The organism is Nocardia sp. CA-136227, assembly GCF_050955695.1.
GTDB lineage: Bacteria > Actinomycetota > Actinomycetes > Mycobacteriales > Mycobacteriaceae > Nocardia.
Window position 1 is genome coordinate 2,595,088 of record NZ_CP192081.1, and the last position, 25,869, is coordinate 2,620,956.

At 65.5% G+C, this 25,869-nt stretch carries 30 protein-coding genes; 18 read left to right on the forward strand and 12 right to left on the reverse strand.

Going from position 1 to position 25,869, the window contains the following annotated elements; translation table 11 throughout:
• Positions 1-3 precede the first annotated feature (3 nt).
• A complete protein-coding gene (locus ACQP06_RS11810; protein ID WP_433672261.1) occupies positions 4-447 on the reverse strand; it encodes a hypothetical protein in 444 nt (147 codons plus the stop codon).
• A gap of 146 nt (positions 448-593) precedes the next feature.
• On the opposite strand from ACQP06_RS11810, the gene dapA reads away from it, so the two are divergent.
• On the forward strand, positions 594-1,502 hold the full coding sequence (dapA, locus tag ACQP06_RS11815) for a 4-hydroxy-tetrahydrodipicolinate synthase (RefSeq protein ID WP_433672262.1): 909 nt from the start codon (positions 594-596) through the stop codon (positions 1,500-1,502).
• The gene (locus tag ACQP06_RS11820; protein ID WP_433672263.1) at positions 1,499-3,559 is read left to right on the forward strand and encodes a ribonuclease J; all 2,061 of its coding nucleotides are present in this window, start codon (positions 1,499-1,501) and stop codon (positions 3,557-3,559) included. Before dapA ends, ACQP06_RS11820 begins: the two co-directional genes overlap by 4 nt.
• A 74-nt stretch (positions 3,560-3,633) precedes the next feature.
• Here ACQP06_RS11820 and ACQP06_RS11825 read toward each other — a convergent pair whose 3' ends face one another.
• Positions 3,634-4,194: a hypothetical protein gene (locus ACQP06_RS11825; RefSeq protein ID WP_357097261.1), complete on the reverse strand. Its 561-nt coding sequence runs from the start codon at positions 4,192-4,194 to the stop codon at positions 3,634-3,636.
• 19 nt (positions 4,195-4,213) lie between these two features.
• Entirely contained in the window at positions 4,214-4,603 is a 390-nt protein-coding gene (locus ACQP06_RS11830) for a DUF4189 domain-containing protein (protein ID WP_357097259.1), read from the reverse strand.
• A gap of 245 nt (positions 4,604-4,848) precedes the next feature.
• Here ACQP06_RS11830 and ACQP06_RS11835 point away from each other — a divergent pair, with 245 nt between their 5' ends.
• The 4 genes from ACQP06_RS11835 (at position 4,849) to ACQP06_RS11850 (ending at position 10,738) form a co-directional block, all read left to right on the forward strand.
• The gene (locus tag ACQP06_RS11835) at positions 4,849-5,466 is read left to right on the forward strand and encodes a TIGR03085 family metal-binding protein (protein ID WP_433672264.1); all 618 of its coding nucleotides are present in this window, start codon (positions 4,849-4,851) and stop codon (positions 5,464-5,466) included.
• A gap of 161 nt (positions 5,467-5,627) precedes the next feature.
• The gene (locus tag ACQP06_RS11840) at positions 5,628-8,225 is read left to right on the forward strand and encodes a DNA translocase FtsK 4TM domain-containing protein (protein ID WP_433672265.1); all 2,598 of its coding nucleotides are present in this window, start codon (positions 5,628-5,630) and stop codon (positions 8,223-8,225) included.
• 135 nt (positions 8,226-8,360) lie between these two features.
• Positions 8,361-9,386, forward strand: coding sequence for a DUF5919 domain-containing protein (locus ACQP06_RS11845; protein WP_433672266.1), 1,026 nt, complete (start codon positions 8,361-8,363; stop codon positions 9,384-9,386).
• Positions 9,387-9,493: 107 nt separating this feature from the next.
• Positions 9,494-10,738 carry a KamA family radical SAM protein gene (locus ACQP06_RS11850; RefSeq protein ID WP_433672267.1) on the forward strand — a complete coding sequence of 415 codons (1,245 nt, stop codon included), beginning with the start codon at positions 9,494-9,496 and terminating at the stop codon, positions 10,736-10,738.
• Here ACQP06_RS11850 and ACQP06_RS11855 read toward each other — a convergent pair.
• Entirely contained in the window at positions 10,723-10,938 is a 216-nt protein-coding gene (locus tag ACQP06_RS11855) for a DUF397 domain-containing protein (RefSeq protein WP_433672268.1), read from the reverse strand. The genes ACQP06_RS11850 and ACQP06_RS11855 overlap by 16 nt on opposite strands.
• A complete protein-coding gene (locus ACQP06_RS11860) occupies positions 10,935-11,816 on the reverse strand; it encodes a helix-turn-helix domain-containing protein (RefSeq protein ID WP_433672269.1) in 882 nt (293 codons plus the stop codon). The genes ACQP06_RS11855 and ACQP06_RS11860 overlap by 4 nt, the downstream gene beginning before the upstream one ends.
• A 169-nt stretch (positions 11,817-11,985) precedes the next feature.
• Between ACQP06_RS11860 and ACQP06_RS11865 the strand changes: the two genes are divergently transcribed.
• From ACQP06_RS11865 to ACQP06_RS11875, 3 genes are read left to right on the forward strand one after another with little or no spacing between them, the layout of a single operon-like run.
• Positions 11,986-12,189 (forward strand): hypothetical protein, encoded by a 204-nt coding sequence (locus ACQP06_RS11865; protein ID WP_433672270.1) that lies wholly within the window; start codon positions 11,986-11,988, stop codon positions 12,187-12,189.
• Positions 12,174-12,644, forward strand: coding sequence for a hypothetical protein (locus tag ACQP06_RS11870; RefSeq protein ID WP_433672271.1), 471 nt, complete (start codon positions 12,174-12,176; stop codon positions 12,642-12,644). Before ACQP06_RS11865 ends, ACQP06_RS11870 begins: the two co-directional genes overlap by 16 nt.
• A 14-nt stretch (positions 12,645-12,658) precedes the next feature.
• Positions 12,659-12,907 carry a hypothetical protein gene (locus tag ACQP06_RS11875; protein WP_433672272.1) on the forward strand — a complete coding sequence of 83 codons (249 nt, stop codon included), beginning with the start codon at positions 12,659-12,661 and terminating at the stop codon, positions 12,905-12,907.
• 76 nt (positions 12,908-12,983) lie between these two features.
• Here the strand turns inward: ACQP06_RS11875 and ACQP06_RS11880 are convergent, their stop codons facing one another.
• Together ACQP06_RS11880 and ACQP06_RS11885 are read right to left on the reverse strand one after the other, a co-directional pair.
• The gene (locus tag ACQP06_RS11880; RefSeq protein ID WP_433672273.1) at positions 12,984-13,349 is read right to left on the reverse strand and encodes a DUF2834 domain-containing protein; all 366 of its coding nucleotides are present in this window, start codon (positions 13,347-13,349) and stop codon (positions 12,984-12,986) included.
• Between the two features lie 99 nt (positions 13,350-13,448).
• A complete protein-coding gene (locus tag ACQP06_RS11885) occupies positions 13,449-14,045 on the reverse strand; it encodes a TetR/AcrR family transcriptional regulator (RefSeq protein ID WP_433672274.1) in 597 nt (198 codons plus the stop codon).
• A gap of 94 nt (positions 14,046-14,139) precedes the next feature.
• On the opposite strand from ACQP06_RS11885, the gene ACQP06_RS11890 reads away from it, so the two are divergent.
• Positions 14,140-14,571: a tautomerase family protein gene (locus tag ACQP06_RS11890; RefSeq protein WP_433672275.1), complete on the forward strand. Its 432-nt coding sequence runs from the start codon at positions 14,140-14,142 to the stop codon at positions 14,569-14,571.
• A gap of 85 nt (positions 14,572-14,656) precedes the next feature.
• Here the strand turns inward: ACQP06_RS11890 and ACQP06_RS11895 are convergent, their stop codons facing one another.
• Positions 14,657-15,100, reverse strand: coding sequence for a hypothetical protein (locus ACQP06_RS11895; protein ID WP_433672276.1), 444 nt, complete (start codon positions 15,098-15,100; stop codon positions 14,657-14,659).
• Between the two features lie 43 nt (positions 15,101-15,143).
• Positions 15,144-15,581, reverse strand: a complete 438-nt coding sequence (locus ACQP06_RS11900) for a DUF4259 domain-containing protein (RefSeq protein WP_433672277.1) — start codon at positions 15,579-15,581, stop codon at positions 15,144-15,146.
• Between the two features lie 239 nt (positions 15,582-15,820).
• On the opposite strand from ACQP06_RS11900, the gene ACQP06_RS11905 reads away from it, so the two are divergent.
• Together ACQP06_RS11905 and ACQP06_RS11910 are read left to right on the forward strand one after the other, a co-directional pair.
• Positions 15,821-16,459 (forward strand): hypothetical protein, encoded by a 639-nt coding sequence (locus ACQP06_RS11905; protein ID WP_433672278.1) that lies wholly within the window; start codon positions 15,821-15,823, stop codon positions 16,457-16,459.
• Positions 16,460-16,531: 72 nt separating this feature from the next.
• A complete protein-coding gene (locus tag ACQP06_RS11910) occupies positions 16,532-16,693 on the forward strand; it encodes a hypothetical protein (RefSeq protein ID WP_433672279.1) in 162 nt (53 codons plus the stop codon).
• 326 nt (positions 16,694-17,019) lie between these two features.
• Here the strand turns inward: ACQP06_RS11910 and ACQP06_RS11915 are convergent, their stop codons facing one another.
• Both ACQP06_RS11915 and ACQP06_RS11920 read right to left on the reverse strand, forming a co-directional pair.
• Positions 17,020-18,171 carry a hypothetical protein gene (locus tag ACQP06_RS11915; protein ID WP_433672280.1) on the reverse strand — a complete coding sequence of 384 codons (1,152 nt, stop codon included), beginning with the start codon at positions 18,169-18,171 and terminating at the stop codon, positions 17,020-17,022.
• A gap of 760 nt (positions 18,172-18,931) precedes the next feature.
• Positions 18,932-19,639, reverse strand: a complete 708-nt coding sequence (locus ACQP06_RS11920; RefSeq protein WP_433672281.1) for a hypothetical protein — start codon at positions 19,637-19,639, stop codon at positions 18,932-18,934.
• Positions 19,640-19,837: 198 nt separating this feature from the next.
• Here ACQP06_RS11920 and ACQP06_RS11925 point away from each other — a divergent pair, with 198 nt between their 5' ends.
• A complete protein-coding gene (locus ACQP06_RS11925) occupies positions 19,838-20,842 on the forward strand; it encodes a metallophosphoesterase family protein (protein ID WP_433672282.1) in 1,005 nt (334 codons plus the stop codon).
• A 135-nt stretch (positions 20,843-20,977) separates the two neighbouring features.
• Positions 20,978-21,682 (forward strand): hypothetical protein, encoded by a 705-nt coding sequence (locus tag ACQP06_RS11930; protein WP_433672283.1) that lies wholly within the window; start codon positions 20,978-20,980, stop codon positions 21,680-21,682.
• 287 nt (positions 21,683-21,969) lie between these two features.
• Here the strand turns inward: ACQP06_RS11930 and ACQP06_RS11935 are convergent, their stop codons facing one another.
• A complete protein-coding gene (locus ACQP06_RS11935) occupies positions 21,970-22,590 on the reverse strand; it encodes a hypothetical protein (protein WP_433672284.1) in 621 nt (206 codons plus the stop codon).
• A 182-nt stretch (positions 22,591-22,772) separates the two neighbouring features.
• On the opposite strand from ACQP06_RS11935, the gene ACQP06_RS11940 reads away from it, so the two are divergent.
• From ACQP06_RS11940 to ACQP06_RS11955, 4 genes are all read left to right on the forward strand, one after another.
• Positions 22,773-23,522 (forward strand): hypothetical protein, encoded by a 750-nt coding sequence (locus tag ACQP06_RS11940; RefSeq protein WP_433672285.1) that lies wholly within the window; start codon positions 22,773-22,775, stop codon positions 23,520-23,522.
• 236 nt (positions 23,523-23,758) lie between these two features.
• On the forward strand, positions 23,759-24,319 hold the full coding sequence (locus tag ACQP06_RS11945) for a DUF6630 family protein (protein WP_433673295.1): 561 nt from the start codon (positions 23,759-23,761) through the stop codon (positions 24,317-24,319).
• A gap of 59 nt (positions 24,320-24,378) precedes the next feature.
• Positions 24,379-25,125: a helix-turn-helix domain-containing protein gene (locus tag ACQP06_RS11950; RefSeq protein WP_433672286.1), complete on the forward strand. Its 747-nt coding sequence runs from the start codon at positions 24,379-24,381 to the stop codon at positions 25,123-25,125.
• Positions 25,126-25,179: 54 nt separating this feature from the next.
• Positions 25,180-25,602, forward strand: a complete 423-nt coding sequence (locus tag ACQP06_RS11955) for a VOC family protein (RefSeq protein ID WP_433672287.1) — start codon at positions 25,180-25,182, stop codon at positions 25,600-25,602.
• Positions 25,603-25,869: the final 267 nt, after the last annotated feature.

The window sequence follows — 25,869 nt, forward strand, 5'->3', positions numbered from 1 at the left end:
GGATCAGGACTCGTCCCAGCGGCCGCCCTTCCTCATCTGATCGCGGAGGGCGGATTGGACGGTGGAGGACAGCCAGGAGTTGAGGGATACGCCGCTCTGGGCGGCGGCTTCCTCTGCCCGGGATTTGATCTGTTCGACCAGGCGGAGGGTGACGCGGCTGATGTCGCCGGTGACCTCCTCGAAGGTGGGGTGCTCGTCGGTGGCTGCGGTCTTGCGCACATCGACGTGGGCGTCGGTACCGTCGACGGAGACGTGGACGGTCCGATCGGGGAGGGTGGCGCTCACCTCGGCGGCCAGCTCCGAGAGAGCGGACAGCAGGATCAGGCGGGCGGAGTTCTCGGTGGCGGCGGCCAGGGCGGCTGCGGTGGCCTGGGTTTTCTCGTCGCCGAGGGCCGCGGCGGCGACGAGATTCTCGCGGAGTTGGGCGGTGTACTTGTTCAGATCCATGACACCAGTGTGACGTCATAGATGGTGTCATTCAAGGAAACTTCTGACGCCAGAAACGGGCGCTCGAGTCGAATCGCCAACCTGCCGGGCACGGTTCGGGTATAACGATGCAAAACCCGTTCCAGCGACGCTGTAGCCTTCTGACTATGACGAACGGTGAATCGACGCGAACCGAGCTGCGCGCGTCCGGCACAGTAGGTGTCGCGATGGTGACCCCCTTTACCGCCGAAGGCAAGCTCGACGTCGATGCCGGTGTCGCGCTGGCCGCCCGTCTGATCGACGGCGGCGTCGATCTGCTCGCGATCTCCGGAACCACCGGCGAGTCGCCCACCACCACCGAGTCCGAGAAGTTCGATCTGCTGCGCGCCGTCGTGGACGCCGTCGGTGATCGCGCCACCGTCATCGCGGGCGCCGGCACCTACGACACCGCGCACAGCATCGAGCTCGCCCGCAACGCTCAGCGTGCGGGCGCTCACGGTTTGCTGGTCGTCACCCCGTACTACTCGCGTCCCAGCCAGGACGGGCTGTTCGCGCACTTCTCCGCCGTCGCGGACGCGACCGATCTGCCGGTCACGCTCTACGACATTCCGCCGCGCTCGGTGGTCCCCATCGCGACCGACACCATTCGCCGTCTCGCCGAGCACCCGAACATCGTCGCCGTCAAGGACGCCAAGGGCGACCTGGGCGCGGGCGCGGAGCTGATCGCCGAGACCGGGCTGGCCTTCTACTCCGGCGACGACGTGCTCAACCTGCCGTGGCTCTCGATCGGCGCGACCGGATTCATCAGTGTCATCGGTCATCTCGTGCCGGACCGCCTGCGCGCCCTGATCGACGCCTACCAGGCCGGGGACATCGTCCGGGCCCGCGAGATCAATGTCAGCATGGCCCCGCTGAACCGCGCCATGTCGCGCCTCGGCGGTGTCGCCATGACGAAGGGCGCGCTGCGCCTGCTCGGAATCGAGACCGGAGAACCACGCTTGCCACAACTCATGCCGAACGGCGATCAGCTCGACGAGCTCGCCGTGGACCTTCGTGCCGCGGGGGTGATTGCGTGACCAGCCCCGCTCGCCGCCCCCGTCGTAGTGCCAGCCGCGCCGCCGGCGCCCCGGCCCCCGCTCCCGCTGAGAAGCCGGCCGCCGCTGAGAAGCCCGCTGCCGTCGAGCAGCCCGCTGCAGCGCCCGAAACCGTGAGTTCGGCTGCCGCGCAGCCGGAACCGGCGCAGGCCGCCCCGGCTCGCGCGGCAGCCGAGCCCGCCCGCGAGCGCCCGGCCCGCGGCCGTTCCTCGGACCGCGCCAAGGCCGCCCAGTCCAGACCGGCCGATGAGGCCCCCCGTTCCCGTCAGGACGATTCCCGCAACCGTGGCGACCGCAACCGCCGCGGCGGCGGTGGCCGTTCCCGGCAGGGTGGCCGCGATCAGGCTCCGGCCCCGCGCGATCCGCACGCCATGGGCACCCCGCCGAAGGCCCCCAAGGGCGGCCTGCGGGTGTTCGCGCTCGGCGGCATCGGCGAGATCGGCCGCAACATGACCGTTTTCGAGTACGACGGCAAGCTGCTGATCGTCGACTGCGGTGTGTTGTTCCCCGAGGACCAGCAGCCCGGCGTCGACCTGATCCTGCCCGACTTCGGTCCCATCGAGGACCGCATGGACGACATCGCCGCGGTGATCCTGACCCACGGTCACGAGGACCACATCGGCGCGGTGCCGTTCCTGCTGCGCTTGCGCCGCGACATCCCGGTGATCGGCGCGAAGTTCACCCTCGCGCTGGTGGCGGCCAAGTGCCGCGAACATCGCTTGCAGCCCAACCTGATCGAGGTCACCGAGGGCGAGCGCACCCAGCACGACGCGTTCGACTGCGAGTACTTCGCGGTCAACCACTCGATCCCGGACGCCATCGCGGTCGCGATCCGCACCCCCGCGGGCATCGCGCTGCACACCGGCGACATCAAGCTGGATCAGCTGCCGCTCGACGGCCGCCTCACCGACCTGGCCGGTTTCTCCCGCCTGGGCGACGAGGGCGTGGACCTGTTCCTGGTCGACTCCACCAATGCCGAGGTGCCGGGCTTCGTGACGCCCGAGCGCGAGATCGGCCCGGTGCTCGACAGCGTGATCGGCAAGGCCAAGGGCCGGGTCATCGTGGCCTCCTTCGCTTCTCACGTGCACCGCATCCAGCAGGTGGTGGACGTGGCGCAGCGCTACGACCGCCGGGTCTGCTTCGTGGGCCGGTCTATGGTCCGCAATATGCAGATCGCGCAGGATCTGGGCTACCTGGAGATCCCGGACAACCTGGTGGTGGATCTGGATCAGGCCGCCAACCTGCCGGTGCACAAGCTGGTGCTGATCTCGACCGGTTCGCAGGGTGAGCCGCTGTCGGCGCTGTCGCGCATGGCGCGCGGCGACCACCGTCAGATCAACATCCGCCCCGACGATCTGGTGGTGCTGGCCTCCTCGCTGATCCCGGGCAACGAGAACGCGGTGTTCACGGTGGTGAACGGACTGGCTCGCCTGGGCGCGACGGTCGTCACCCAGCAGAACGCGAAAGTCCATGTCTCCGGCCATGCTTCGGCGGGCGAGCTGCTGTACCTGTACAACGCGGTCCGTCCGACCAACGCCATGCCCGTGCACGGCGAGTGGCGGCACCTGCGCGCCAACGGCGCCCTCGCGGTGGCGACCGGCGTCCCCGAGGAGCGGGTCATCCTGGCCGAGAACGGCGTGGTGGTCGACCTGGTCGACGGCATCGCCACCATCTCCGGTCGCGTCCCGGTCGGCCAGGTCTACGTCGACGGCCTCTCGGTCGGCGATGTCGGCGAGTCCACCCTCTCGGACCGCCTGGTCCTGGGTGAGGGCGGCTTCATCTCCATCAATGTCGCCGTCGACTCCGCCACCGGCAAGGCCGTCAGTACCCCCGAGGTCAGCGGCCGCGGCTTCTCCGACGACCCCGAGGCCCTCTCCGGCGCTCAGGAACTCGTCGAGAGCGAACTGCACCGCCTGGCCGTCGAGGGTGTCACCGACACCCACCGCATCGCCCAGTCCGTCCGCCGCGTCGTCGGCCGCTGGGTCGCCGAGAAGTACCGCCGCCGCCCCATGATCGTCCCCACGGTCATCGGCGTCTAGGCCGCGGAACCGCAAGGGCCGCAACGCGACAGCGCCCCGGAGCCGTGAGGCTGCGGGGCGCTGTTCTGTGCGCGCTACTTGTCCTGGCAGGCTGCGGAATCGAGCTTGGCGGCCTTGACGATGCTGCAGGCGTAGTTGTGGTCGATCTTCCAGTCGGTGCCGTCGGCGACGAAGGAGACGGTCGCGTTCTGGACCGGCTTGCCGTCGATGGTGACGTCGGCGTCGGCCTTGAGCTTGCCCTCGGCGGGGTCGCCCACGTTGGTGATCTTGATCTTGACGTTGTTGGCCTTGGCGGCGTCGACCAGCTTCTGGGCGAGCTGCGGGTCCAGCCCGGCGTTCTCGATCCAGTCGGTCTTGGTCTTGGAGTCGATCGACGGGTCGAACGCCTTGGTGACCTTGTCGTTCAGGTCCGCGACCGAGGGCTTGGGCAGGTCGGCGACCGTGGTGGGGGCCGGGGCCGCGCCGGTGACCTTGGCGTCGCCGCCGTCGGTGCTGCCGTCGAACTTGCCGGCGGGGGCGGCCGAGGTGGTGGCGGCGGCCTTGGTGGTGTCATCGGACTTGCTGCAGGCCACCAGGCCGAAGGCCGAGGTGGCCAGCATCAGCGCGGCGGTCGCGCGGAAAACGGTGTGCTTCAACGAAATTCTCCCCGTGATTTCAGAGCTGGTAACCGGTGGTGCAGTTCCAGTGAATGATGGTGGCGCCGGCGGAGTTCCGGTTGAGCGCCTGGTTCTTGGCGGCGATCCGCGAGGACGCGGCGCCGAAGGTGTAGTAGCCGTCGCGCGAGGAGTAGGCGACCGCACCGCAGCCGTTGGAGAAGCGCGCGACGATCTTGCAGTCGTTGTAGGTGCACGAGCTCATGGCGGCGTTCTGCGCGGCAGGGCTGTCGGAATAGTCGTAGGAGTAGCCGATACGACCGGTCGACACCGACAGCGCGATGGCGCCGTAGTTGTAGTCCTGGTAGGCATTGGCCGGAGCAGCCGTCCCAGCGAGCAGGGAACCGGCGGCCGCGACCATCACGGCTGCGCCGCTGACGATCTTCTTCAAGGTGTTGCCCTTCTTGTGCTTTCGGGTCCACGACCCTATGGACCGAGGGATCAAGTTACCGATCCGGAAGTGTTGACGCCAACCGGCATCTGTGGTTTGTGCGGCGGCAGTGCGTTGCGGGCCGCCTCCGGCTGTGTTGTGACATCCGGTGCCAGATCATGATCAGCGGCGGTCCTTATGGGAGACCGTGTGGTTTCCTTAACGCCCCGGTGCGAAGCCGGGCAACCCGGACTAAGGTCCCCCTTATGAATATGGCCCAACGTGAGCGCCAGGCCCTGGTTCAGGCGATGGCCGAAGCCGGCCCCGACGCGCCGACCCTGTGCGGGGAGTGGACGGCCCGGGATCTGGCCGCGCACTTGGTCGTTCGCGAGCGTCGCCCGGACGCCGCCCCCGGCATCCTGCTCAAGCCGTTCGCCCCGTATCTGGACAGCGTGCAGCGCAAGGTCACGGAGCGCCCGTTCGCGCAGCTGCTCGACGAGGTGCGCTCCGGCCCGCCGTTCTACCTGCGCCCGGTCGACGCCCTGATGAACACCACCGAGATGTTCGTCCACCACGAGGATGTCCGCCGCGCCGCCCCCGGCTGGGAGCCCCGCACCCTGTCCGCCGCCGACGAGGACCGGCTGTGGAAGGTGCTGACGGGCTTGGCCCGCATGGCCTATCGCAAGTCGCCGATCACCATCGCGCTGGCCACGCCGGACGGCCGCCGCACGGTGGCGCGGCAGGCCGGGGATCGCACGGTCGTGCTGGCCGGCCCGCCCTCGGAGCTGCTGCTGCACGCTTTCGGCCGCAACGCGGTCCGTCTGGAGGCGACCGGCGCGCCGGAGGATGTCGAGTTGGTGCACGCGCTCGATCGCAGCGTCTGATCTGCCCGGAGGGGTGCGCGGCAACCCTGCTGACCCGGTCGTTTCCGGCCTGATCGCGGCGTCGACGGCGGTTTTTCGTTGTGATCGCCACAGTTTCTGATTCGGGTGGGCCGGGTGTTGCGGATGGTCCGGGTGGTGCTGTTGCGGCTAGCCTGGGACGCATGGCAGGTAAGGCCCGCACCGGAACGTCACGTACGCGAGCGGGGGCCACGCGGGGGCAGACTCCCGCGCAGTCCCGCGCGCGCACCCAACGCACCCCGGCCAAGGGCCGCGGCACGGCGGCGCGCAAGGCTCCGGCCCGGCGGCCGGCGCCTCGGCGGGCGCAGTCCAATACGGCCCCGCTCGCGGTCGTCCGGCGTGGTGTGACCAGCGGCTGGAACATGATGGCGCGGGGCCTGGGCGCGACGACGCGGGCGGTCAGCCGGGCGGGGGAGATCGAGCACGGCCACCGGCGTGACGGGATCGCACTCGGCCTGGTGGCTTTCGCCTTCCTGATCGTGGCGGCGGTGTGGTTGTCGGCGGGCGGCCCGGTCGGGCACTGGGTCGATACCGCGGTGCGGGCGGTGTCCGGATCGGCTTCTGCGGCACTGCCGTTCGTGCTGGTGGCGATCGCGGTGATTCTGATGCGCACCGAGCCGCAGCCGGAGATCCGGCCGCGTCTGGTGCTGGGCGGCCTGATGGCGGGTCTGCCGATCCTGGGTTTGTGGCATCTGGCCGCGGGTTCCCCGTCGGACGCGCACGGTCGCACGCACGCCGCCGGTTTCGTCGGTTACGTGGTGGGCGGCCCGCTCTCGGAGGGCCTGTCCGCGTTCCTGGCGGTCCCGCTGCTCATGTTGGCCATCGGTTTCGGCCTGCTGCTGTTGACCGGCACCCAGGTCCGGGATGTGCCCGAACGCCTGCGGGAGATCTTCGGCACCAGCGCGGGCGGCGACGAATACGACCGCTACTCCGACGACCCCTACGATCCGTCCAACTACGACGCGGACGGTTTCCCGCTGCACGCTCCCGAGGTGCGCAAGCGTCGCGGCCGCACCCCGTCGGAGAACTATCCGGCCGACGAGTTCGGCGGTTCGGACGCGGTCACCGAGATCCTCGGCGAGCCCCCGTTGCAGGACGCGAAGGAGATCGTCCAGCCGGAGGAGAAGCCCAAGCCCGCCCCGGCGAAGGCCAAGCCCCCCAAACCCGCTCCCGCGGTGGTCGACCAGACCCCGCCTCCGCCGGAGCAATTGGAGTTCGTCACCGACCGCGAGGTGGACGGCGATTACACGCTGCCGTCGCTGAACCTGCTGACCGACGGCGATCCGCCGAAGCAGCGCAGCGCGGCAAACGAATCCATGATCGAGGCCATCACCGAGGTGCTGGTCCAGTTCAAGATCGACGCCGCGGTCACCGGTTTCGTGCGCGGCCCGACGGTCACCCGCTACGAGGTGGAGCTGGGCCCGGGCGTGAAGGTCGAGAAGATCACCGCGCTTGCCCGCAACCTGGCCTACGCGGTGGCCACCGAGAACGTGCGTCTGCTGGCCCCGATCCCGGGCAAGTCGGCCGTCGGTATCGAGGTCCCCAACGCCGACCGCGAATTGGTGCGCCTGGCCGACGTATTGAAGGCTTCCAGCACCCGCAACGACCATCACCCGTTGGTGATCGGCTTGGGCAAGAACATCGAAGGCGAGTTCGTCACCGCGAATCTGGCCAAGATGCCGCACTTGCTGGTGGCCGGTTCCACCGGTTCCGGTAAGTCCAGTTTCGTCAACTCGATGCTGGTCTCGCTGCTGTGCCGCGCCACCCCCGAGGAGGTGCGCATGATCCTCATCGACCCGAAGATGGTGGAACTGACGCCCTACGAGGGCATTCCGCACCTGATCACCCCCATCATCACCCAGCCCAAGAAGGCGGCCGCCGCGCTGGCCTGGCTGGTGGAGGAGATGGAGCAGCGCTATCAGGACATGCAGGCCAGCAAAGTCCGCCACGTCGACGACTTCAACCGCAAGGTGAAGTCGGGTCAGATCACCACTCCGCTGGGCAGCGAAAGGGTGTATCGCCCTTACCCGTACATCCTGGCCATCGTCGACGAGCTCGCCGACCTGATGATGACCGCGCCCCGCGACGTCGAGGACGCCATCGTCCGCATCACCCAGAAGGCCCGTGCCGCGGGCATTCACCTGGTGCTGGCGACCCAGCGCCCGTCGGTGGACGTGGTGACCGGTCTGATCAAGACGAACGTTCCCTCCCGCCTCGCGTTCGCCACGTCCTCGCTGACCGACTCCCGGGTCATCCTCGATCAGCCCGGCGCGGAGAAGCTGATCGGTATGGGTGACGGCCTGTTCCTGCCCATGGGCGCGAGCAAACCGACCCGTCTCCAGGGCGCTTTCATCTCCGACGAGGAGATCGCCGGCGTTGTCGATTTCGCCAAGACCCAGGCCGAGCCCGACTACCAGGAGGGCGTCACCGCCGCCAAGGCGGGCGAGAAGAAGGACGTCGACCCCGATATCGGCGACGACCTCGACCTCCTCCTGCAAGCCATCGAACTGGTGGTCACCTCCCAGTTCGGCTCGACCTCCATGCTCCAGCGCAAGCTCCGCGTCGGCTTCGCCAAGGCGGGCCGCCTCATGGACCTGATGGAAACCAGGGGAGTGGTCGGCCCGTCGGAAGGCTCCAAGGCTCGTGACGTCCTCATCAAGCCGGACGAACTCGACGGCCTGCTCTGGTCGATTCGAGGCGGCGGCGACGAACCGCCCACGGATGGCGCTGAGCCCGAGTAGTTTTGAGCGGTCCGCTCCATATTGAAGCTCCTCCGCGGTGCCCCTAATCTGAATCCTGTGGCACGCGGGGGAGTTTCATGGCGCCGGAGCTGGAATCGGCGGTGGCGCAGGCCGGAACCGCGTTGGATCGCCGGGTTGGGCGTCGGTGTCGCGACCGTCCTGCTGCTGGCGGTGCTGGCCCGCGGAATGCCGGACTACTGGCGCAATTTCGAGTTGAACACCGCGGCCGACCTCATCGGCGCGGTGTTCACCATCTTCCTGCTCACCCCGATCATTCAGCGGGTCGGCGAATCCCGGGTGCGCGAGCATCGCGAGCTCGACTATCGGCGCTTCCTGGACCGCGCCCACCGCAGTATGAACGCCATCCGGATCGTCGACACCTTCTCGAACATGCTGATCGAGCCGCATTCCGATCGTTTCGGGCAGATCACCCGGGATGCGTTGGCCCGGGGCGTGTCGGTGCGGGTGCTGTTGATCAACCCGTCCACGCTCGCGGCCGAGCAGCGCGACCGGGAACTCGGTGCGGCCGAGGACCTGCAGCGGCAGCTGGCGCTGAATCTGATCTCCCTGCGGGCCCTGCAACGCGATATCGGCGAGCTCGAACGCGCGCACCCGGGCCACGGTCCCGGCGCGGATTTCCAGGTCCGGCTGTACTCGTCGGGTCCCGACGTCACCATGTATCGCTCCGACGACAGGTGCCTCATCTCGTTCTATACGATCGACGGCCTCTCCGGTGATTCGCGCCAGCTCGAGGTTTCGGTGCATTCGCCGCTCGGCAAGTTCGTCAACGATCGATTCCACGCGGTCTGGAGCCGGTCCGTTCCGCTGGAATACCTGATCGACGTGACCCTGTCCGACGGCACCGGTGACCGGCGCAGGTCGCTGGTGAAATCGATTGTGGTGGACGATATTCGGTATCTGCGGGGTGCTCGCACGGACAGTTTCCTGAGCCGGGTGGGGACCGATCCGATCCGGGCGCGGCTCGACGACGGCACCGATCATGAGCTGTTCCGGGTGGTGGACGCGGCGCTGATCGCTCGGCTCACAGCGGTGGCGGGCCGGATCTTCCGCGACTCGTCCGATGGCGATTTCCTCTGTATGCGGCCGGCGGCATTGCCCGGGCAACCTCCCCGCGCCGACGAGGCGGCCGAGGATCGCTAGGATCGTTGCTCGGTCGCTCGACGTCCGTCGGGCCGTGCTGGAGGCATCGGATGTCGCTGGGCACCACGGGGTATGGGTTTCGCGCGATCGGCGCTCGGGAGTTGCCGATGATCGCGGCCCGCGCCGGGCTCGACGCCGAGCAGGCGCGGGAGCTGGCCGCGGTGGCCGAGGTGCTGCCGTTCCGGACGAACCGCTATGTCCTGGACGAACTCATCGACTGGACACGCGCGCCCGATGACCCGATCTTCCGGCTGACCATGCCGCATCCGGGGATGCTCGCCGATGACGACCGAGCGGAGATCGCGGCCCTGCTGGCGCACGACGCCTCCGCCGCCGACCTCCGCCACACCGCCGCCCGCATCCGTAAGGCCATGAACCCGCATCCGGAGGGCCAGCGCACCCTCAATCGCCCCGCGGCAGAGGGGGAGTCCTTCGACGGGTTGCAGCACAAATACCGCAACACGGTGCTGTACTTCCCGCGCAACGGTCAAACCTGTCACGCCTACTGCGCGTACTGCTTCCGTTGGGCGCAGTTCGTCGGTGAGCCGGACCTGCGCATGGCCGCCGCGGGTCCCGAGGTGCTGATCCGCTACCTGGACCGCCATCCCGAGGTCAGCGATGTCCTGGTCACCGGCGGCGACCCGATGATCATGAGCGCGGACGTCCTGTCCCGGCACCTCGAGCCGCTGCTGGACCCACGCCTGGAACAGATCACCTCGATCCGCATCGGCACCAAAGCCCTGGCCTTCTGGCCACACCGCTTCGTCACCGACCCCGACGCCGATCAACTCCTGAAGCTCCTGACCCGAATCACCGAGTCCGGCCGCCACCTGGCGATCATGGCCCACGTCTCGCACTCCCGCGAACTGGACACCGACGTGGTCCGCCACGCGATCCGCCGATTACAGGCCACCGGTGCCGTGATCCGCTGCCAATCCCCGATCGTCCGCACCGTCAACGACACCGCCGACGACTGGATCACCCTGTGGCGCAACGAGGTCCGACTGGGCATGATCCCGTACTACATGTTCGTAGAACGCGACACCGGCCCCCGCGACCACTTCGCGGTCCCCCTGTCCGCCGCAACCGCCATCTTCACCGACGCCTACCGGGCAGTCCCCGGCCTGGCCCGCACAGTCCGCGGCCCAGTCATGTCGGCCACCCCCGGCAAGGTCGTCATCGACGGCATCACCACGATCGCCGACCGCCAAGTCTTCGCCCTACGCCTACTCCAAGCCCGCGACGAATCGCTCGTAGGCACACCGTTCTTCGCGAACCACAGCGACACGGCCCGCTGGCTCGACGACCTCACCCCCGCCTTCGCCCCCCGATTCCCCTACGAGCAACCGTGAATATCGAACCTCCCCGCCGCAACGGCCCCGATAAACGCATCCCACTGCCCCGCAGTGAAAACATGCGCTGCCCCACCAGGATCCTTGGAATCACGAACCCCGATCCGGCCGCCTGCCAGAAACGCGGCCTCGACACACTCCTTGCTACCGCCGCTTCTGCTGCTCTTGAACCACTGTGCGCCGTCTAGTTCGTCGTTCACGCGCTGTACTCCCTTGCTATCTCGCGCACCAGATCTCTGCTGCTCGACTCATCCAGCGCAGCCCGCTGGAGAACTCTGTACGCCTCGACGTAGCGATCGACGACATCGCGCTTCTCCGAGTACATGTCGCTCGAATAGCCCTCGCTGTAGATCGTGGTCGGAGCTACAGGCTGGCCGCGCCCGTCCGTCGTGAAATCGATGATCACGAACGGTCCGGTCTGATCGCCGGTCGGCATCCCGGCGGAGAACGGAAGGATGCGGAGGGTGACGTTGGGCAAAGTGCTCGCCTCGGCGAGGCGTTTGAGTTGGTCTGACATTATCTTCGGACCGCCGATCACCCTGCGCAACACAGTTTCTCCGAGCACCATGTTCAGCTGAGGCTTCTTGAGGTTGTGCGTGAGGATGCGCTGCCTGCGTGCCTTCAACTCCAAACGACCAGCGAGAGCGTCTTCCCCGTCCTCGGGGTTGGCTGTGTAGGCGAGCACGCGCGCGTAAGGGCGTGTCTGGACCAGGCCGGGGATGAGGTCCGGTTGGTAGGTCGTCAGCACCGCCGCGGCGGACTCCATGTCCACATAGATCCGGAAGTCGTCCGGCAGAACGCGACTGAACTCGTGCCACCAGGACTTCCCGGCGGCGGTCTCGGCCAGTCCGCGTAGGTGCGCAGCCTGGCGATCATCTATCTGGTAGAGCCGAATCAGCAGGTCCAGATCGGGCCGACGGATCTTCGCGACCTCGCCGGCCTCGTGCCGTTGGAGCTTGCTCTTGCTCCAGTCCATCTGTCTGCCCGCCTGTTCCAGGGTGAACCCGGCTTCCTCGCGGGCGGACTTCAGGTACCTGCCGAGCTGGCGGCGGGTGAGGGTGCCTTCGCTTTCGGACATGGAATTTCCCGCTCTCGGGTCATCATGCTTCCCGCTCCGCGACGATGGCGATTCCCGGAGCGGGAATATCATCTCACCGTTCGGGGGCCGAAACCTGGTGAAACAGAGGAAAAATCCGGGATCCCGCTTTTCACTTCCCACATCCTCGCTGCCTCGCTCCACTTGAAGCATGACGATCCAGCGAGACCAGCGGTCTGCCCCCAACGCGTTCTGGGTCAACGACGACTGCCGCAACGGTTCGATCTTCCCCATCTCCCGGCAACGTGCCCAAGGCATCCGAAAGATCCACGCCACCTGCGACCCGCCATGCCCGCGTGCGGAAAGCGCCCGCAGCTATCTCGAAGGAGGCCAGGCCCAATGCCCGCGCACGTGACAGGCGAGACCCCACTCGACCGTCAGCTCTGGCTGTACCGGGAACTCTACGGCCTCCCCTGCCGAATCTCCGGCTCCCGAATCACCCTGTCCACCACCGACGTCACCGCGATCAGCGCCCCACCCGCCCTAGCCGCCGCGATCGACGACGAACTGTTCTGGACCAAACAGACCACCCCCATCCTCGACGAGCGCGCCGCCACCGGCCCCCTGATCCTCCTGGCCGCCCCCACCCAACTCGACATCACCCTCCCCGCCAACGATTTCCGCACCCGCGCCCACTGCGAATTCCTCCCGCCAGGCAGGCACCTCACCCTCCCCGCCCCACGCGGTCCCAGCAGGTCCTCATCGACCTGGTTCAGATACCCCCAATGGGAGACCCTTCAGCCCCTCACCACAGTCCTCCGCGCCCTCCGAATCGCCCTCCGCGAAACTCCCCGCACCTACCCGTCCTGAACTCGGGAGGACCCGTGCTCATCGAAATCGCGACCACCGCAGTCGTATTCATCTTCTTCACCGGCTACCTCGCCCGCTCGATCGGCAGTAGCCTCTCTCGCCGGCGGCTTTCGAACCCCCACTCGGTTGCCGCAATCCGAGCTCGCCTCGAGGGCGAGAAGCGTATCGTCGCCGCCTCGAAACGTGAAGCAGTTCGCCTTTCGACCGAACTAGCGTCTGCCGGCCGCGACGCGAACGAGCGCTTCACCTTGGCACAGGTCTAAAGCACTCCGGTAGTGCTTGCCAGTTCCGGGCGAACGAATCAGGCCCGGAGTACAGCTCGATACGTGACCGATTGCGCTACGTGTCAGCCGCAGCCTTCTCCACGGTGAAGTCACGTACCAGCAGGAAAAACGGTATGGCTGTTGCGATTCCGACCGTGAAGGTCAGCACGAACGAGGCGGCCCACCACCGCGTGATGCCGAGTCGCCGAGCCTCGGCGAAGGCCCAGAGGTGGAAGCCCAGGACGACGAAGATGAGGTCGATCATCGCGAATCGGCCGGGGACGGTCTTGTAGATGTCGCCGACGAAGAAGTCGAGCGCCGACTTCGGTCCGTTGCGCCGCACGTAGGGCAGGGCGATCGAGTTCTGCGTGATGAACGCGGCGATGAGCGTGGCGATCAGGGTGGGTCGACGCCACGATTGGTCTGCGACGTTGCAGGACATGGCCACTCCTTCGATATGTGTATACCGCTCGGTGTATGTAACTGAGAGTAACAGTATTAGAAGGGTTGTGGAGCCGGTAGATGCGGTTGCCGCGTCGGCTCAGTCCTGGGTGCCTGTTGGCGTGATCGCGGCATGGACGATTATCTCGAGCTTGGCGCCGATGCGGTCGAGCGCCCTCGTGCTGCGCTCGGCGCGGCACATGGCGACGCTTCCTTCGATGGCGGCGATGATCAGCGTGGCGGTGTGCTCGGCATCGTCCGGATCGGCTCCATGCTCGCGCAGCGCCGCCGACAGCAGGTCGGTCCATTGGGTGAAGGCGGCGGCTGCTGCCGCGTGGGGTGCTCGCTCTGCCTCGGGAAGGTCTTCGACCGAGACGGCCAGGACCGGGCACCCGGCCTGGAAGTCAGTGTCCACCACTATCTTTCGCCACATGCCGAGGAATGCGTGCAACGCCTCGATCGGGCCGTTCTCGAGTTCGCGAACCAACACCGCCGCGGTGAGGTCACCCGCGAACGTGACGGCCTCGGTCGCCAGCTGCGTCTTACCGCCGGGGAAGTAGTGGTACGTCGACCCCAATGGCGCGTGAGCATGCTTGGCCAGCTCCCGAACGCTGGTGGCGTTGAGGCCGCGTCGCCGGATCATGTCGGCCGCGCCGCTCACCAGCTTCTGGCGCGAGTCCTGCGATTCCGCCACCATTACCTCCTTGTCTATAACAGTCGTCATATAGTAGCGTCCGGTGATTATAACGACCGTTATAACTCGGTCTTCCGCGATCTGAAGGAGCATCCCGATGCCGATGATTCACCTGACCGTGCCCGCCGGAGTCCTGACCGGACAGGCCCGCGCCGAGCTGTTGAAGTCGCTGCCGAAGTCCCTGCTGAAGTGGGAAGGCGCACCCGACACCGCCTTCTTCCGAGCGCAGGCGTGGGGCCGCGTCGAGGAGGTCACCGACGGCGGATTCGCCGCGCTGGAAGACGACCTCCCGAGATTCCGGGTGGATGTGACCGTTCCCGAGGGCGGGCTGTCGGACCGCCGCAAGGCCGGCCTCGTCGCCGAAGTCACCAAGCAAATACTCGCGGCTACCGGTCTCGCCGAAGGTGATTCCTGGCGAGTGTGGGTCCTGATCCGCGAACAGCCGGAAGGCACCTGGGGAGCCGCCGGCAACATCGTGAAGTTCAAGGAGCTGGCCGCTCTCGCGCAGGCGCAGCGCGAGAGTGTGTGAGCTGCAGCCTATTCGGCGCGGCCGTCAAGGGCCGCAGCCCGGCGCGAGCGAAGTCTCCCTGAGGCTTTCGCCACCCTCGGAACGCCTAATTCGGGGCGTCGATCGCGCGCGTCAGACGTTGCGCCGCTTCACTGTCGTCGTGAACGGACAAGGCCTGGTTGACGATCAGCCAATCCGGTATGTCGTCGCCGAGCGAGTACTTCCGAAAACAGTTGTAGATCGCGTAGTAGGCGAACTCGACCGGGTCGGGAAAGGCGAGATCGTCGTCTTGCAGCGCTGCAATGGGTTCGAGGTATCGCCCGCCGACATCCGCGAGGTCCGCACCGGCCCAAGCGGAGCGCAGGGCTTCCCCCGGAAGCTCGATATCCACCTGGTGCCGCATCCCGACAACCGAGTCCCGGTAGCGAAGCGAGGCGGGTTTCCCACGGACGTAACCGATCCAGATCGGCAGGGCATCCTCGCACAGCGACAGATGAACCTGCCGGCGGCGATCAGCCCCCAGCTGCGTGAAGAGTTCTTTCGGAGTCATGTGGGATTCAGAGATCTCCGGTCAGCAGCTGCCCGAGCCTGCCCTAGATGTGTTGGTCTTGCTCACGAGTCGTGGCCAACGCTATCGCTCGATCGAATGTCTCGGTGAGTGTTGCACGCCGCTGAGTTTTGAACTCGTCGTCGGGCCCGAGTTCGTCGATATTCTCTTCCCACACCCGCAGATACCGTTCGCGCCACTCGCCGAGCACCGCCACCGAGGGGAAGCTCGCACCGACTCGCGCGGGTTCGACAATCTGGATCAGAATCTCCAGCCAGGCGGGAACCATGTCCCCACCCCACTCATCGGGTTCCAATGCCGTGTCGTCCGAGGTGTCCTGGAATTGTTCGGCGATGTTGCCGATGATGTGGTCGGTCAGTTCCCCGAGCCCGTCCGCAGCGGTGTCGCTGTCGAAGTTACCCGGACCCCAGACACCCATAACAACCTTTCCGGCCGAACGCTTTTGGCGCGCCCAGCCTATCAACCAGTGGGTGCCCCAAAGTGCGTCGCGGTGGCGCTGCGGTTACTTGAACCCACCATCGTGTTCCGAATACCGACCGCCGGGTGGGTTTTGCCTGCTGGGCTGCCATCTTCGGATTCCTCTCGAGTCTGTCCGAAGACCGCTCCGCGGGGGAGAATTCGTGGGGAGGACCTGAGCGGCCGGATGTAGGGGGAAGCCATGTGGTTCGGACATCACACCGTTGCAGGCAGGGCGTGAGGGAGGTGACCGCATTCCTTCAGCAGTTACCTGCGCTGGTCGGGGTGCTGCTCGGTGCCGCTGCGACCTATCTGTCGACCTCGGCAGCCGAGCGGGCGCGGTGGCGCCGAGCCCAAGCGATCCGCTGGGACGAGAAGAGGCTCACCACCTACACCGAGTACGCCTACGCCGTGAAGAAGGTAATCGGTATCTCGGTTCGCATTGCCGCACACCAGGGAATACACCCCGACAGCAACGAACTCCCACTCGACGAAGGCGTAGTCGCCCTTGCCGCCGCGGAGCACGAGAGAACGATGAAATGGGAATCCGTCCTGATGCTCGCGAGCGAGGACGCGATCACCGCCGCGCGGGCCTGGCATGAAAGCGCCTACAGTCTGCAGTTGATCGCGGTCGGCCGAATCACCGGCGCGGCATGGCCAGAAGCCGTCGAGGCGACCAGCCAAGCCCGCCGCAAGTACTACGAGGTTGTACGAAAAGACATCGGCCTCGCCATCCGAGGTTCTTCGCAAAGCTATGAATGGCAACTGGCCAGGTTCATCCAGATCGCCCGCGAGCCAGATGATGTCGAGCGACATGTGCCTGTCCCACCGCCTGCGCCCAACCCCGAACTGCCGCCCCCCGCGCCTGCACCAGCGCCGTCGTAAGGGGATAGTTGCCGGTTGGGCGCCGGTTCATCTTGGCCAGTGAAGGTCTCGTGCCTGTTCTACTCTCCACGGGTGCCCAAGATCAGGTTCAGCAATACGTCCGACAAGTTGCTTCAGGTGTGGACGGAGCCGATCCCCGAGGACTACTGGATGCGGCCCGGGGACGTATTCACCATCGCCTACGACGACAACGACTTCGAGGAGTCTGTGCTCGGCGATGCACACTTCGACTGACGTGGAACGACGAGGGCGTCACGGTGTGGCTGGGTACTTGCGCTATCCCGGATGTCTACGACCAGTCCGGCAACCGACTCGAATGCGGTCACCAGCGTCCGAAGCCGGCATGAACCCCACGCGGCAACAGCCGACGACATCGAGCGTGACAACGAAGCATCGAGCATTCAATTCAGCCGCATACCGCGCTGACCGAACCGGCCAGCGCGGGGGCGTCTGCGTCCGGAACCTGCTGCGGCGCAGAACGTTCGCTACTGCCGATTACAGGAGTAGCTCGGCGACTCGCCGTCACCGCGAATGATCGAAGCGTGCGCAGGGTATGGCTGTTAGTTCATGGGGACAAGAGCGAATTCGGTTGGCAAAGCATGCTTCGCGTATCTATTTTCGAATGGCAAGATGCCCCGACGTAGGACGACACCGGATTCGCCGTCCTCGAACCAGTTGCTCTCCAGGTCCACGCGGGAGACCTTTGAGTTACTCCGAAGAAACTCTTCGATCAGCTTGCCAACTTCGTCGAAGTATGAATCCGGCACCGTGCCCAGTGTGTCGGTTACATCAACAACTATGATGGTCGGCCGATCGCCCGAGAATTGTCCTGCCGCAGACTTCAGCGACGACTTCACCCCTCTGATGTAGTCATGCTCGACATCACAGGAAAGCGACATGAATATCAGTTGATCTAGGGCCTTTGAGCCATCCGGCAGTTCAACGACAATGCCGCTATTGGTTTCTATATCGAAAGGTTTCGATCCGAACGGGCGTCGCGGCAGACTCAGCGCTGCTGCTGGTTCGACATCGCCTCGGTCGACCCCCTCGATACTGTAATCAAACAGAGGCCCTGCGCTGTCGATGGACATGGGCCCGGAACCGCGGATTATCGACCGCGCCGACTCGATGATCTCGTCGATCATCATCCGCTCGGGTTCGACATGAAAGCGCGCGGTGACCACCAAGGCACCGCACCTGGAGCCAGCGACGAGAACCTTCCGGAGCTTTCTGTCGAGCAGAGAGTAGATCTCGTGGCGCGCTCGATCGGCGTCACTCGCTGGCCCTTTGCACTTGCACTCGATTTCGACAGCATCGCCTACTAGGAGGTCGGGAGTTCTACTTCTCCCTTCGGGAATTATCTTCACGGGGAAGCCGCTTCCGCAGAATATCGCCGCTACTCTTATCTCATGGAGAGCGCTTTTCACTCGACTTGGATTGTCCGACAGAAGATCTCGCCACAGATTGTCCAGGGGGCCGACGTCAGCACCTTCGAGTATCGCAATACACTTCGCCAGCCTTCCCAGCAGTACAAGGTGCTGAGAGTTCGCCAAGGTGTCAGGGTCTGACCACCCACGATATTGTGATATCCATAAGGCAATCTCGTGCGGCGTTGAATTCGGTTGTGCTTGATGTTCATCCAGCCAATCGTCACCGATTCGCTGGATGAAGGACTCGATGAGATCAATCGCCCTATCAAGGGATCTGTCCACGACCTCTCAGCTCTCCTCCCGAACCAGGGCCATAAAATTCGTCCGGCAAGCATACTCACCGGAGAGCGGCACCGCCAAACACCTAGCGCCATGAGTCCCGCATCCGTTCCGGCAGCGTCAGTTCGAGACGCGCCCAGGTGGCGGAACGCCGATGCTGTTCGGAGTTACACCCGGCCGGCCTCGGCCTGCGCGTGGTGTATCCAGCTTGGCATTTCAACAGAGGAAGTTACTTTCGGACTGAAGGGCGCAGAGGAGTGGGCGGGATCGACTGATGCCTGCTAGTGGCCCCGGCGAACGCCCTGTCACGACGCGACCCGCGCTGACTGAAGCGGCCAGCGCGCGGCGCTGGTGAAACGACTGAGCCTTCAGTAAGTTCCACCTGAACAGCAGGATTCGAGGTAGCCGTGCCTGACAGCGCAGAGCCTCGACCCCCGCGTCACCATCGGCGAACTGTCCTGACCAGCCGCCAGCACACTTTCCCAGTCGGCGTCGAATACTTGCACGCCGAGACCGGGCCCGACGCCGTACCCGCGCCTTCGGGTTCCGCGGGCTGATCCGGAGCAGCTCCCGCGGTGGGCGCTCCAGTAGCAGGTCCTCGACCATCTGCGTGCGCTGGAGGCCCTGCTCCGCCGCCGGCACCGCCTCGAGACCGCCCCTCCAGCGGCCCCACTGACTGGCTGGCTCCAGCGCACTTGAGTGCGCGCTCATGCCGATTACACGACGATTGTTGGTCTGAGGCCGAGACCGCGCGCTCAAGATCTCACTGCGACTGATCCTGTTGGCGGGCTTCTCGAACACGGCGGTAGGCAGGGAACGAATCGAGTAGATGCTGCTCGAACTTGGGTGCGCGCGACTCCCGCTCGCCCCAGTGCAGGTTTGCCCGCAGGTGTGCATCCATCACCGGTACGGCATCCTCGGCCCGATTCAGCGACAGCAACAACAGGATCAGGCGTCGGACGAACATAGGGTTGCTGTCGCCAGTCACCGATACCGCCGCCGCGACCAGCGGCTCGACGGCCAATACGGCTGTGGCCCAGTCGCTGACAGGACCGTCGACCATGCCGATGAATTCTTCGACGGCCGCATCGACATGGCCGTCGGTCTCGACCAGGATCTCTTGCTCGGCTTCTCCGAAGCTGTCTCTGCGCCCGAAGCTCTTGATCGCGAGTTCGGTGGAGTAGGGCCTGCCGCCGGACAGATCGAGATTGCTGACCGCTGCGTCCGGTGTTGCATCGATGGCGGTTTGCAGGGCGGGAACAGCCATCGAGACAGTGCCGGTCACTCGAAGTTCCCCGTATTTCAGGACGAGATCGGCCAGGACCTCCAGCGCTCCCGAGAAGTGCTCACCCTCAACAGTTTTGCGGAACGCATATCCGTCATCCACTCGGTGCATCGTGAAGCCGCGGTCCGTGCACATCGCTACCTTCAGCTCACGCGCCAGCGCCGCCCGGGTTGCCCCCGTCGCCATCAACCCTCCCAATTACCTCACCAGTTGCCGCTTGTGGCCGTCAGGGACCCAGCCAGCCACCGCCATCACCGCTGGACAATACCGACGGTCGACCTCGGCCGAATCCAGCTCCGAATATCCGCACATGCCGAGTAGCGTGCGGCCGCAACGGCGATATTTCATTGCTAGCCGACCGGGTCAGCGCCTACGGTCGTCCGGGTGCAGCGCACTGTCATCATCGGCGACATCCATGGATGCTTCGACGAGCTGGTCGAGCTACTAGAAAAGGCCGAGCTCGCTGAGGACGACCTACTTGTCAGCGTCGGCGATCTGGTCGACCGTGGCCCGAAGCCTCACCAAGTGGTCAGCTTCTTTCGCGAGCGCCCGAACTCGGTGGCCATCATGGGCAACCACGAACGCAAACACGTCCGCGGGATCTTCTCCTACGCCCAGGAAATCACACGGCTGCAGGTAGGCGATGGATACGCCGACATGGTCGATTGGATGCGGACGCTTCCCTATTACTTCGAGAACGACCACGCCCGCATCGTCCATGCCGGTATGGTGCCCGGTATCCCGCTCGCCGACCAACGTGAGGAGATCCTCTGCGGCTCCACACGCGGTGAGCGTGAACTCCAGACCCTGTTCCCCGACAGCGTCTGGCACGACCACTACACTGATGCCAAGCCAATCGTGTTCGGACACCACGTCACCGGCGACACGCCACTGGTTCGAGACAGTCGGATTCTGGGCTTGGATACCGGTGCCTGCCACGGCGGCGCCTTGACCGCACTCAGTCTGCCGGACTTCGTGATTCACACGCTGCCGGCACATGCCGATCACTGGTCACAGGTCAGGCGCCAATGGCAGCTGCCGGTTCTGAAAACCAAACCGTGGGCCGACTACACCTGGCCGGAACTGAGCGAGGCAATCGCACGGTTCTCCTCCACATCGGACGCCTCCACCAACGCTTGGCTGAGCGCGGTCGAGGGATGGGCAGCAGGGCTGCGTTCAGCGTTTCCAACTCTTGTAGCCGCTGCCTACAAATCCGCAAACGGACTCGAGACCGACCAGCTGCGACAGCATCCCGCTGCGTTGTTCCTTTTTCAAGCCCGTCACAACAGACTCGATCTGCCGAGCTTGGCCAGGCAATGCGTCAATCCCCGCAGAACGATCGATCTCGCAACCGCATTGGATCTCGACGTGCCCGAATTTCCCCAGTAACTGAGACATTCGAGCCATTTCCCCGCGGCTACCGCGCACCCGAAACGCACTGTCATGCCGCTGATCGCTCGGCTCGAGGCGGCCGCGGCAGATCGTGAGCGCGTTGTGTCAGTGAGCGGAGTTAGGCTGCCGCATATGGATTTGGAGCTGCCGCATCCTGGCGCGCTGTGGGTGACGGCTGTTGTCACCGACGTCTTCTTTGCCGCATTCCCTGGGGACGTGTACGACCCCGCCGAGTCGGCCGAGTACATCGGGACCACGACTGTGGTCGCTGGTGGACGTCTGGACAAGGAGGACGGTGCGGGCAACTGGTTCGCTCTGATCCGTTTCCCCGGCGACCGTGCCGTGCTGTTCGGGTGGGATCGCGAAAACGACGTCTACGACAAGTCGTATGATCCCAGAGCTGCTGCGCCGGAATGGGTTCGTGCTATCGAGATAAAGGCCCATCACCCGCGAGTACTCACCACAGATTTAGTCAGCTTCCTGCGGTGGTGGGAGAACGGCCGATGGTCCTCCACGCCCACCGAATACGATGACGGCCTGTACATGTGCCTGCGTGAGTGTGCCGGCATCGACAGCCTCAAAGCGCGTGTAGCGCAGGCTTACGAGAGCGCCGTGGACGTGGCCTACGACATCGACACCGACGAAGCTCTCGACCACGTGAGTCTCGATGAGCTCGCACACCTGGCAGAGGCAGCCGAACGTCATCAGGTGACCGTCGAAGAGCTGAATATTCTCGAACCCGAAGTCGCCGAAGCCGCCTACGAGTACCTGTGGCTGGCGGGGATTGCTTCCGGTGCACCACAACTAGTCGAACCCTCACCTACCACTGCACAGTAGATATCCAGCAATTGTCGGCACTGGTATCCGCTCATGCCGCATACCGCGCTGACCGAACCGGCCAGCGCGGTATTCCCGCGCCCGGATTCCGGTGCGGTGCGAGCAGCCGGTGTCTCTCGCGCTTTGTCAGACACGCCCTAGGTGCCAAGCGGCACAGCGAAAGATCAACGGACCGAGTGTTGTCAGGGCGGTCTCGTGGATGTTGCCGATCGTCTTGTGATGCGTACCGTCGCCTCATGGATGGCGTTGGGCGTCTCGCCCGCAGCCGCCATCCGCCTAGGGCTCAGTTATGTAGCGTCCCAGCAGGAGTCGAGCCACCACCAACCGCCCGCCAGCTCCATCGTGGGGCAGACAGGTTCGCCGAACCCGTCGTACGGTCCGGGCTCGGGTGTTCCGACGAAATGTCCGTAGCCGAGCGCATCGTCGGGGATCCCGATGTAGTCGGGTACGAACAGCACTGGCTGCCCACCACTGGTGCCGATCACTGCCACTCGGCAGTTCGCCGAAACGAGGCACAGGTACGGAGGCAGCTCGACACCGTAGTAGTCGATCTTGCCATCCGGCAGTTCCATCGCTGCGATAGCGGCGAATGCCGGTCGCTCGACCCAAAACCTGGTCCACGCATTAGCGTTCGAGTCGACGAAGAGAAAGACCGACCCGCCGATCCCGATCAGTGCGAGCATCGCGGTTGCCGCCAGAGGCCACCGTCGCGTATCGCGGCCGGCCAGAAACAGCACCAGCACGAAGCAGGCCAAGGCAGCCACGAACGCTCCCAGCAGCAATGGCAAGGCGAGAATCCATAACTTGGTGACTATCCAACCGCGATGCAGCGTCACGCCGAGCACAATCGTGGCCACGACCACGGCGCACAGGGGCGCATCGGAGGATCGAAAAGCTTTGACGACCACGACAGCAGCCTAGGTCGCCGATATGCACGGTTTGCGCCGGAATTGTGAGGATTATGTGAGCGACCGCGTTCGTCCCGCTCCGAACGTCCGCCAACAACCTCCGCTTCTGCCGATTATCGAGTGGTGGGCGTCGGACGGACGTTGCTACCGTGCAAGCGTTCGGTGATCACGAAGGGAAGAATATGCCCGTGGTGCGGCGGTTCTGGATCGAATTCGATCGGGACCGCGAACCGGCTTGGCCCGGATCGAACGTCGGTGTGACCGGCTACGGCGAGCAGGACTGTCTGGCTATGGTGGCCGATCTGCTCCCCGACGGCGTGGAGTTACGCCCGGTGCGCCGCATCACGCCGGATATCGTTGTGGACGAGAACCTTCCGGTGAACATTCGCGCTCTCGGAGTCCCGGTGTGGCGCGGCGTCTGGTATCCGCCCAGCAACCTCCGGACCGGGCCGACGTGGCGTCCCCGAGGCGTCGGCCGAAATCCTGCCGCACCCGCCTCCGGCCCGGAACGCCGCACGGATTCACCCACGCAGCCGGGGGCCGCCGTGCGCCCCGACCCACTGCCGGAGTGGTGGGACGAAATCCCGCATGTCGACAGTCTGCTGTGGCCGGTCGGCAAGATGCCCTACACCTATCTGGGCGATCAGATGTGGCGATACGCACCAGAACTGCGCCGCGCCATCATCGAGGAGCCGAGCTATGGGGACATGGTGCGCGAAGCCCTCGACTACGTGATCGCGCGACGTCCGGCACCGAGCGATTGGTTCGACCCGAACACGACCACGTTCCGAGATCAACAGCATCAGAACGAATATCTGCGAACCTTCCGCGACTACTTATTCGGACACCACCCGGACCCGATCTACCCGCCCCGCAAACAACTTGCACCCGACGCGGACACCACACAGTTCGACGAATGCCGACCTGATTGAGACCACGGGTTGAGCACGGGCCATGAGGGCGAGCCGCTTTGTCGTTGCCTACCGATACGCGGAATAGCGGGTTCAGTACGACCGGACGTCGATTTCGCTCCGTGGCAACGACTTGACCAGCCCCACCTAGGGCTGACAGAACAACAGGTCGAAAGCAGCATTGACGGCCTACCGCACCCGGCTCGGGGTTGCGCAGCCGTTCGGATGCTCGTTCGTATGCTGGCGGCGTGAGCGATATGGCGCATTTCCTTGCGGCGGCTGAGCGGGGATTCCTACTCGATGCGGACGATGTGGTGAATTCCTTGATCCAGGAGGGGGTTCTTTTGCGGGTCGACTGGTCCGGCGAGGAACGGACGGGACAGATAGCGCAGTTCGTGTCGGCTCGGGTGGCGGCCTTCGGGAAGGACAGTGCGGTTGTCGTGGCAGTCGAGTCCGCTGCCAGGCAAGCGGCCGGGGCTGACCTCGATCGTGGTGAACACGTGCCGGCGATCCTGCGCGCAGTGGATGAAGCCCTGGCGAGTGCGGGGTTGGCGCTCGGCGAACTACGGTCCGGCGACGACACCTATCGTGTCGGTGTCATGCGTCGCACGACGGCGTCGAGTCTGGCGTGGGGTCTGGATCGGCCTTCTCCCGAGTTGCTGTACATCATCGACTGTCCGTGCGGTGGCATGAACGTGTGGCAGCTCCCCGAGACGGAAGCGAAGCCTGGTGAGGGCGAGTGCGACTCGTGCGGTCGGGACTTGTTCGATCCCGCCGGTATCCCGATCGTGCCTATGGTCGTGGAGCCCGTCCGCTGAGGCGGCTCCCGCAGGCTCGAGCACTGCGGCAGGCGACCGCCAGTGTTAGTTTCTTGGTCGTGAGCCTCGAGCCGGCCGGTGGAGTCGAGCAGCGCCTGTCCGATTCCCCCTATGTCGAGCGGGTCTATCGGGCTGGATCGGTTGCCGGGGCGGTGGCGGCGCGGATGCGGTCGGTGGCGAATTCGAATTGGGAGCTTGTCGTCTGGCGCGACCGTGGGGAGACACACGTTTCGGTCCGCGGCCCGGAGACCGGTCCCACGGTGCTGGAGCTGGGGCCGGGTGCGGGCGAGACGCTCGGGATCATCTTCCGCCATGGCGCTTTCCTGGCGCCGATGCCGGTGTCGACGCTGGTCGACACCGCGGTGTCCAGTCCGCACGCCACGGCTCACTCGTTCGTGCTGCAAGGCGAGGAATGGGAGATTCCGGCCTACGACAATGCGGACGTCTTTGTGGACCGTCTGGTCCGCGCCGGACTGCTGGTGCGTGATCCGCTGGTCACCGATGTGCTCCGCGGGGACGGGACCACTCTGGTCACTCCACGGTCGGTGCAACGGCGGGTGGTCGCGGCGACCGGGCTGACGCAGGGCGCGATCCGACAGATCGAGCGGGCCAGACAGGCTGTGCTGCTGGTGCAGCAGGGTATGCCGTTGATCGAGGTCGCGCAGTCGACGGGATACCACGACCAGCCGCACCTCGCGCGTTCGCTGACCCGGTTCACCGGCCGCACAGCTTCTCAGCTGCGGCGCGGAGACAGCGACGAGATGTTGTCGCTTCTGTACAAGACCGATGTCGAGGTACGCCCCTAGGTTTGCGATGTCGCCGGGAACACCCGGCGCACCGACCATCTTTGGAGGCACCTCATGGCATTCACGCAGATCTACGTCAACCTGCCGGTCACCGACCTGGAAGCGAGCAAGAAGGTGTACACGGCGATGGGAGGCACGATCAACCCGGACTTCACCGGGGACACCTCCGCCCAGGTGGTCCTCGCCGACGCGATCGTCGTGCAGCTGATGACGCGCGAGACGTTCGCGACTTTCACCAAGCGAGACACCGCGGATGGTCCGATCGAGGTGATCAACGCGCTGGCCGCCGGGTCGCGCGAAGAGGTGGACCGGCTTGCCGACGCCGTGCTGGCCGCAGGCGCCACCGAACCACGGGAGGCACAGGACATGGGGTGGCTGTACAACCGGGCCATCGACGACCCGGACGGCCACAGCTGGGAGCTGTTGGCCTACAACGCGGAAGCCATGAGTGACGCCACCACGACCGGCCAGGACTGACCTCGGCACGCTAGCGCTCACTGGCGGATTCTGCACCACCACAGGCATATCCGACGCCCTCGGTCTTGCCTGTATGGCGCGCCCGCTTACGGACGCCGTTCGCGCTGTTCAGTCCCGCGCCGATGCCCAGACACGAAACAGTGCGAGCGCCTCGGACGAGTTCAAAGGCGCGGAACAATACCACCGGGAGGGGGCGACGGCATCGGCGGACCAGGATCGTGGTCCGAGTTCCGTTGCGTGTCAGGCATAGCGGAACCCGTGCGCGGG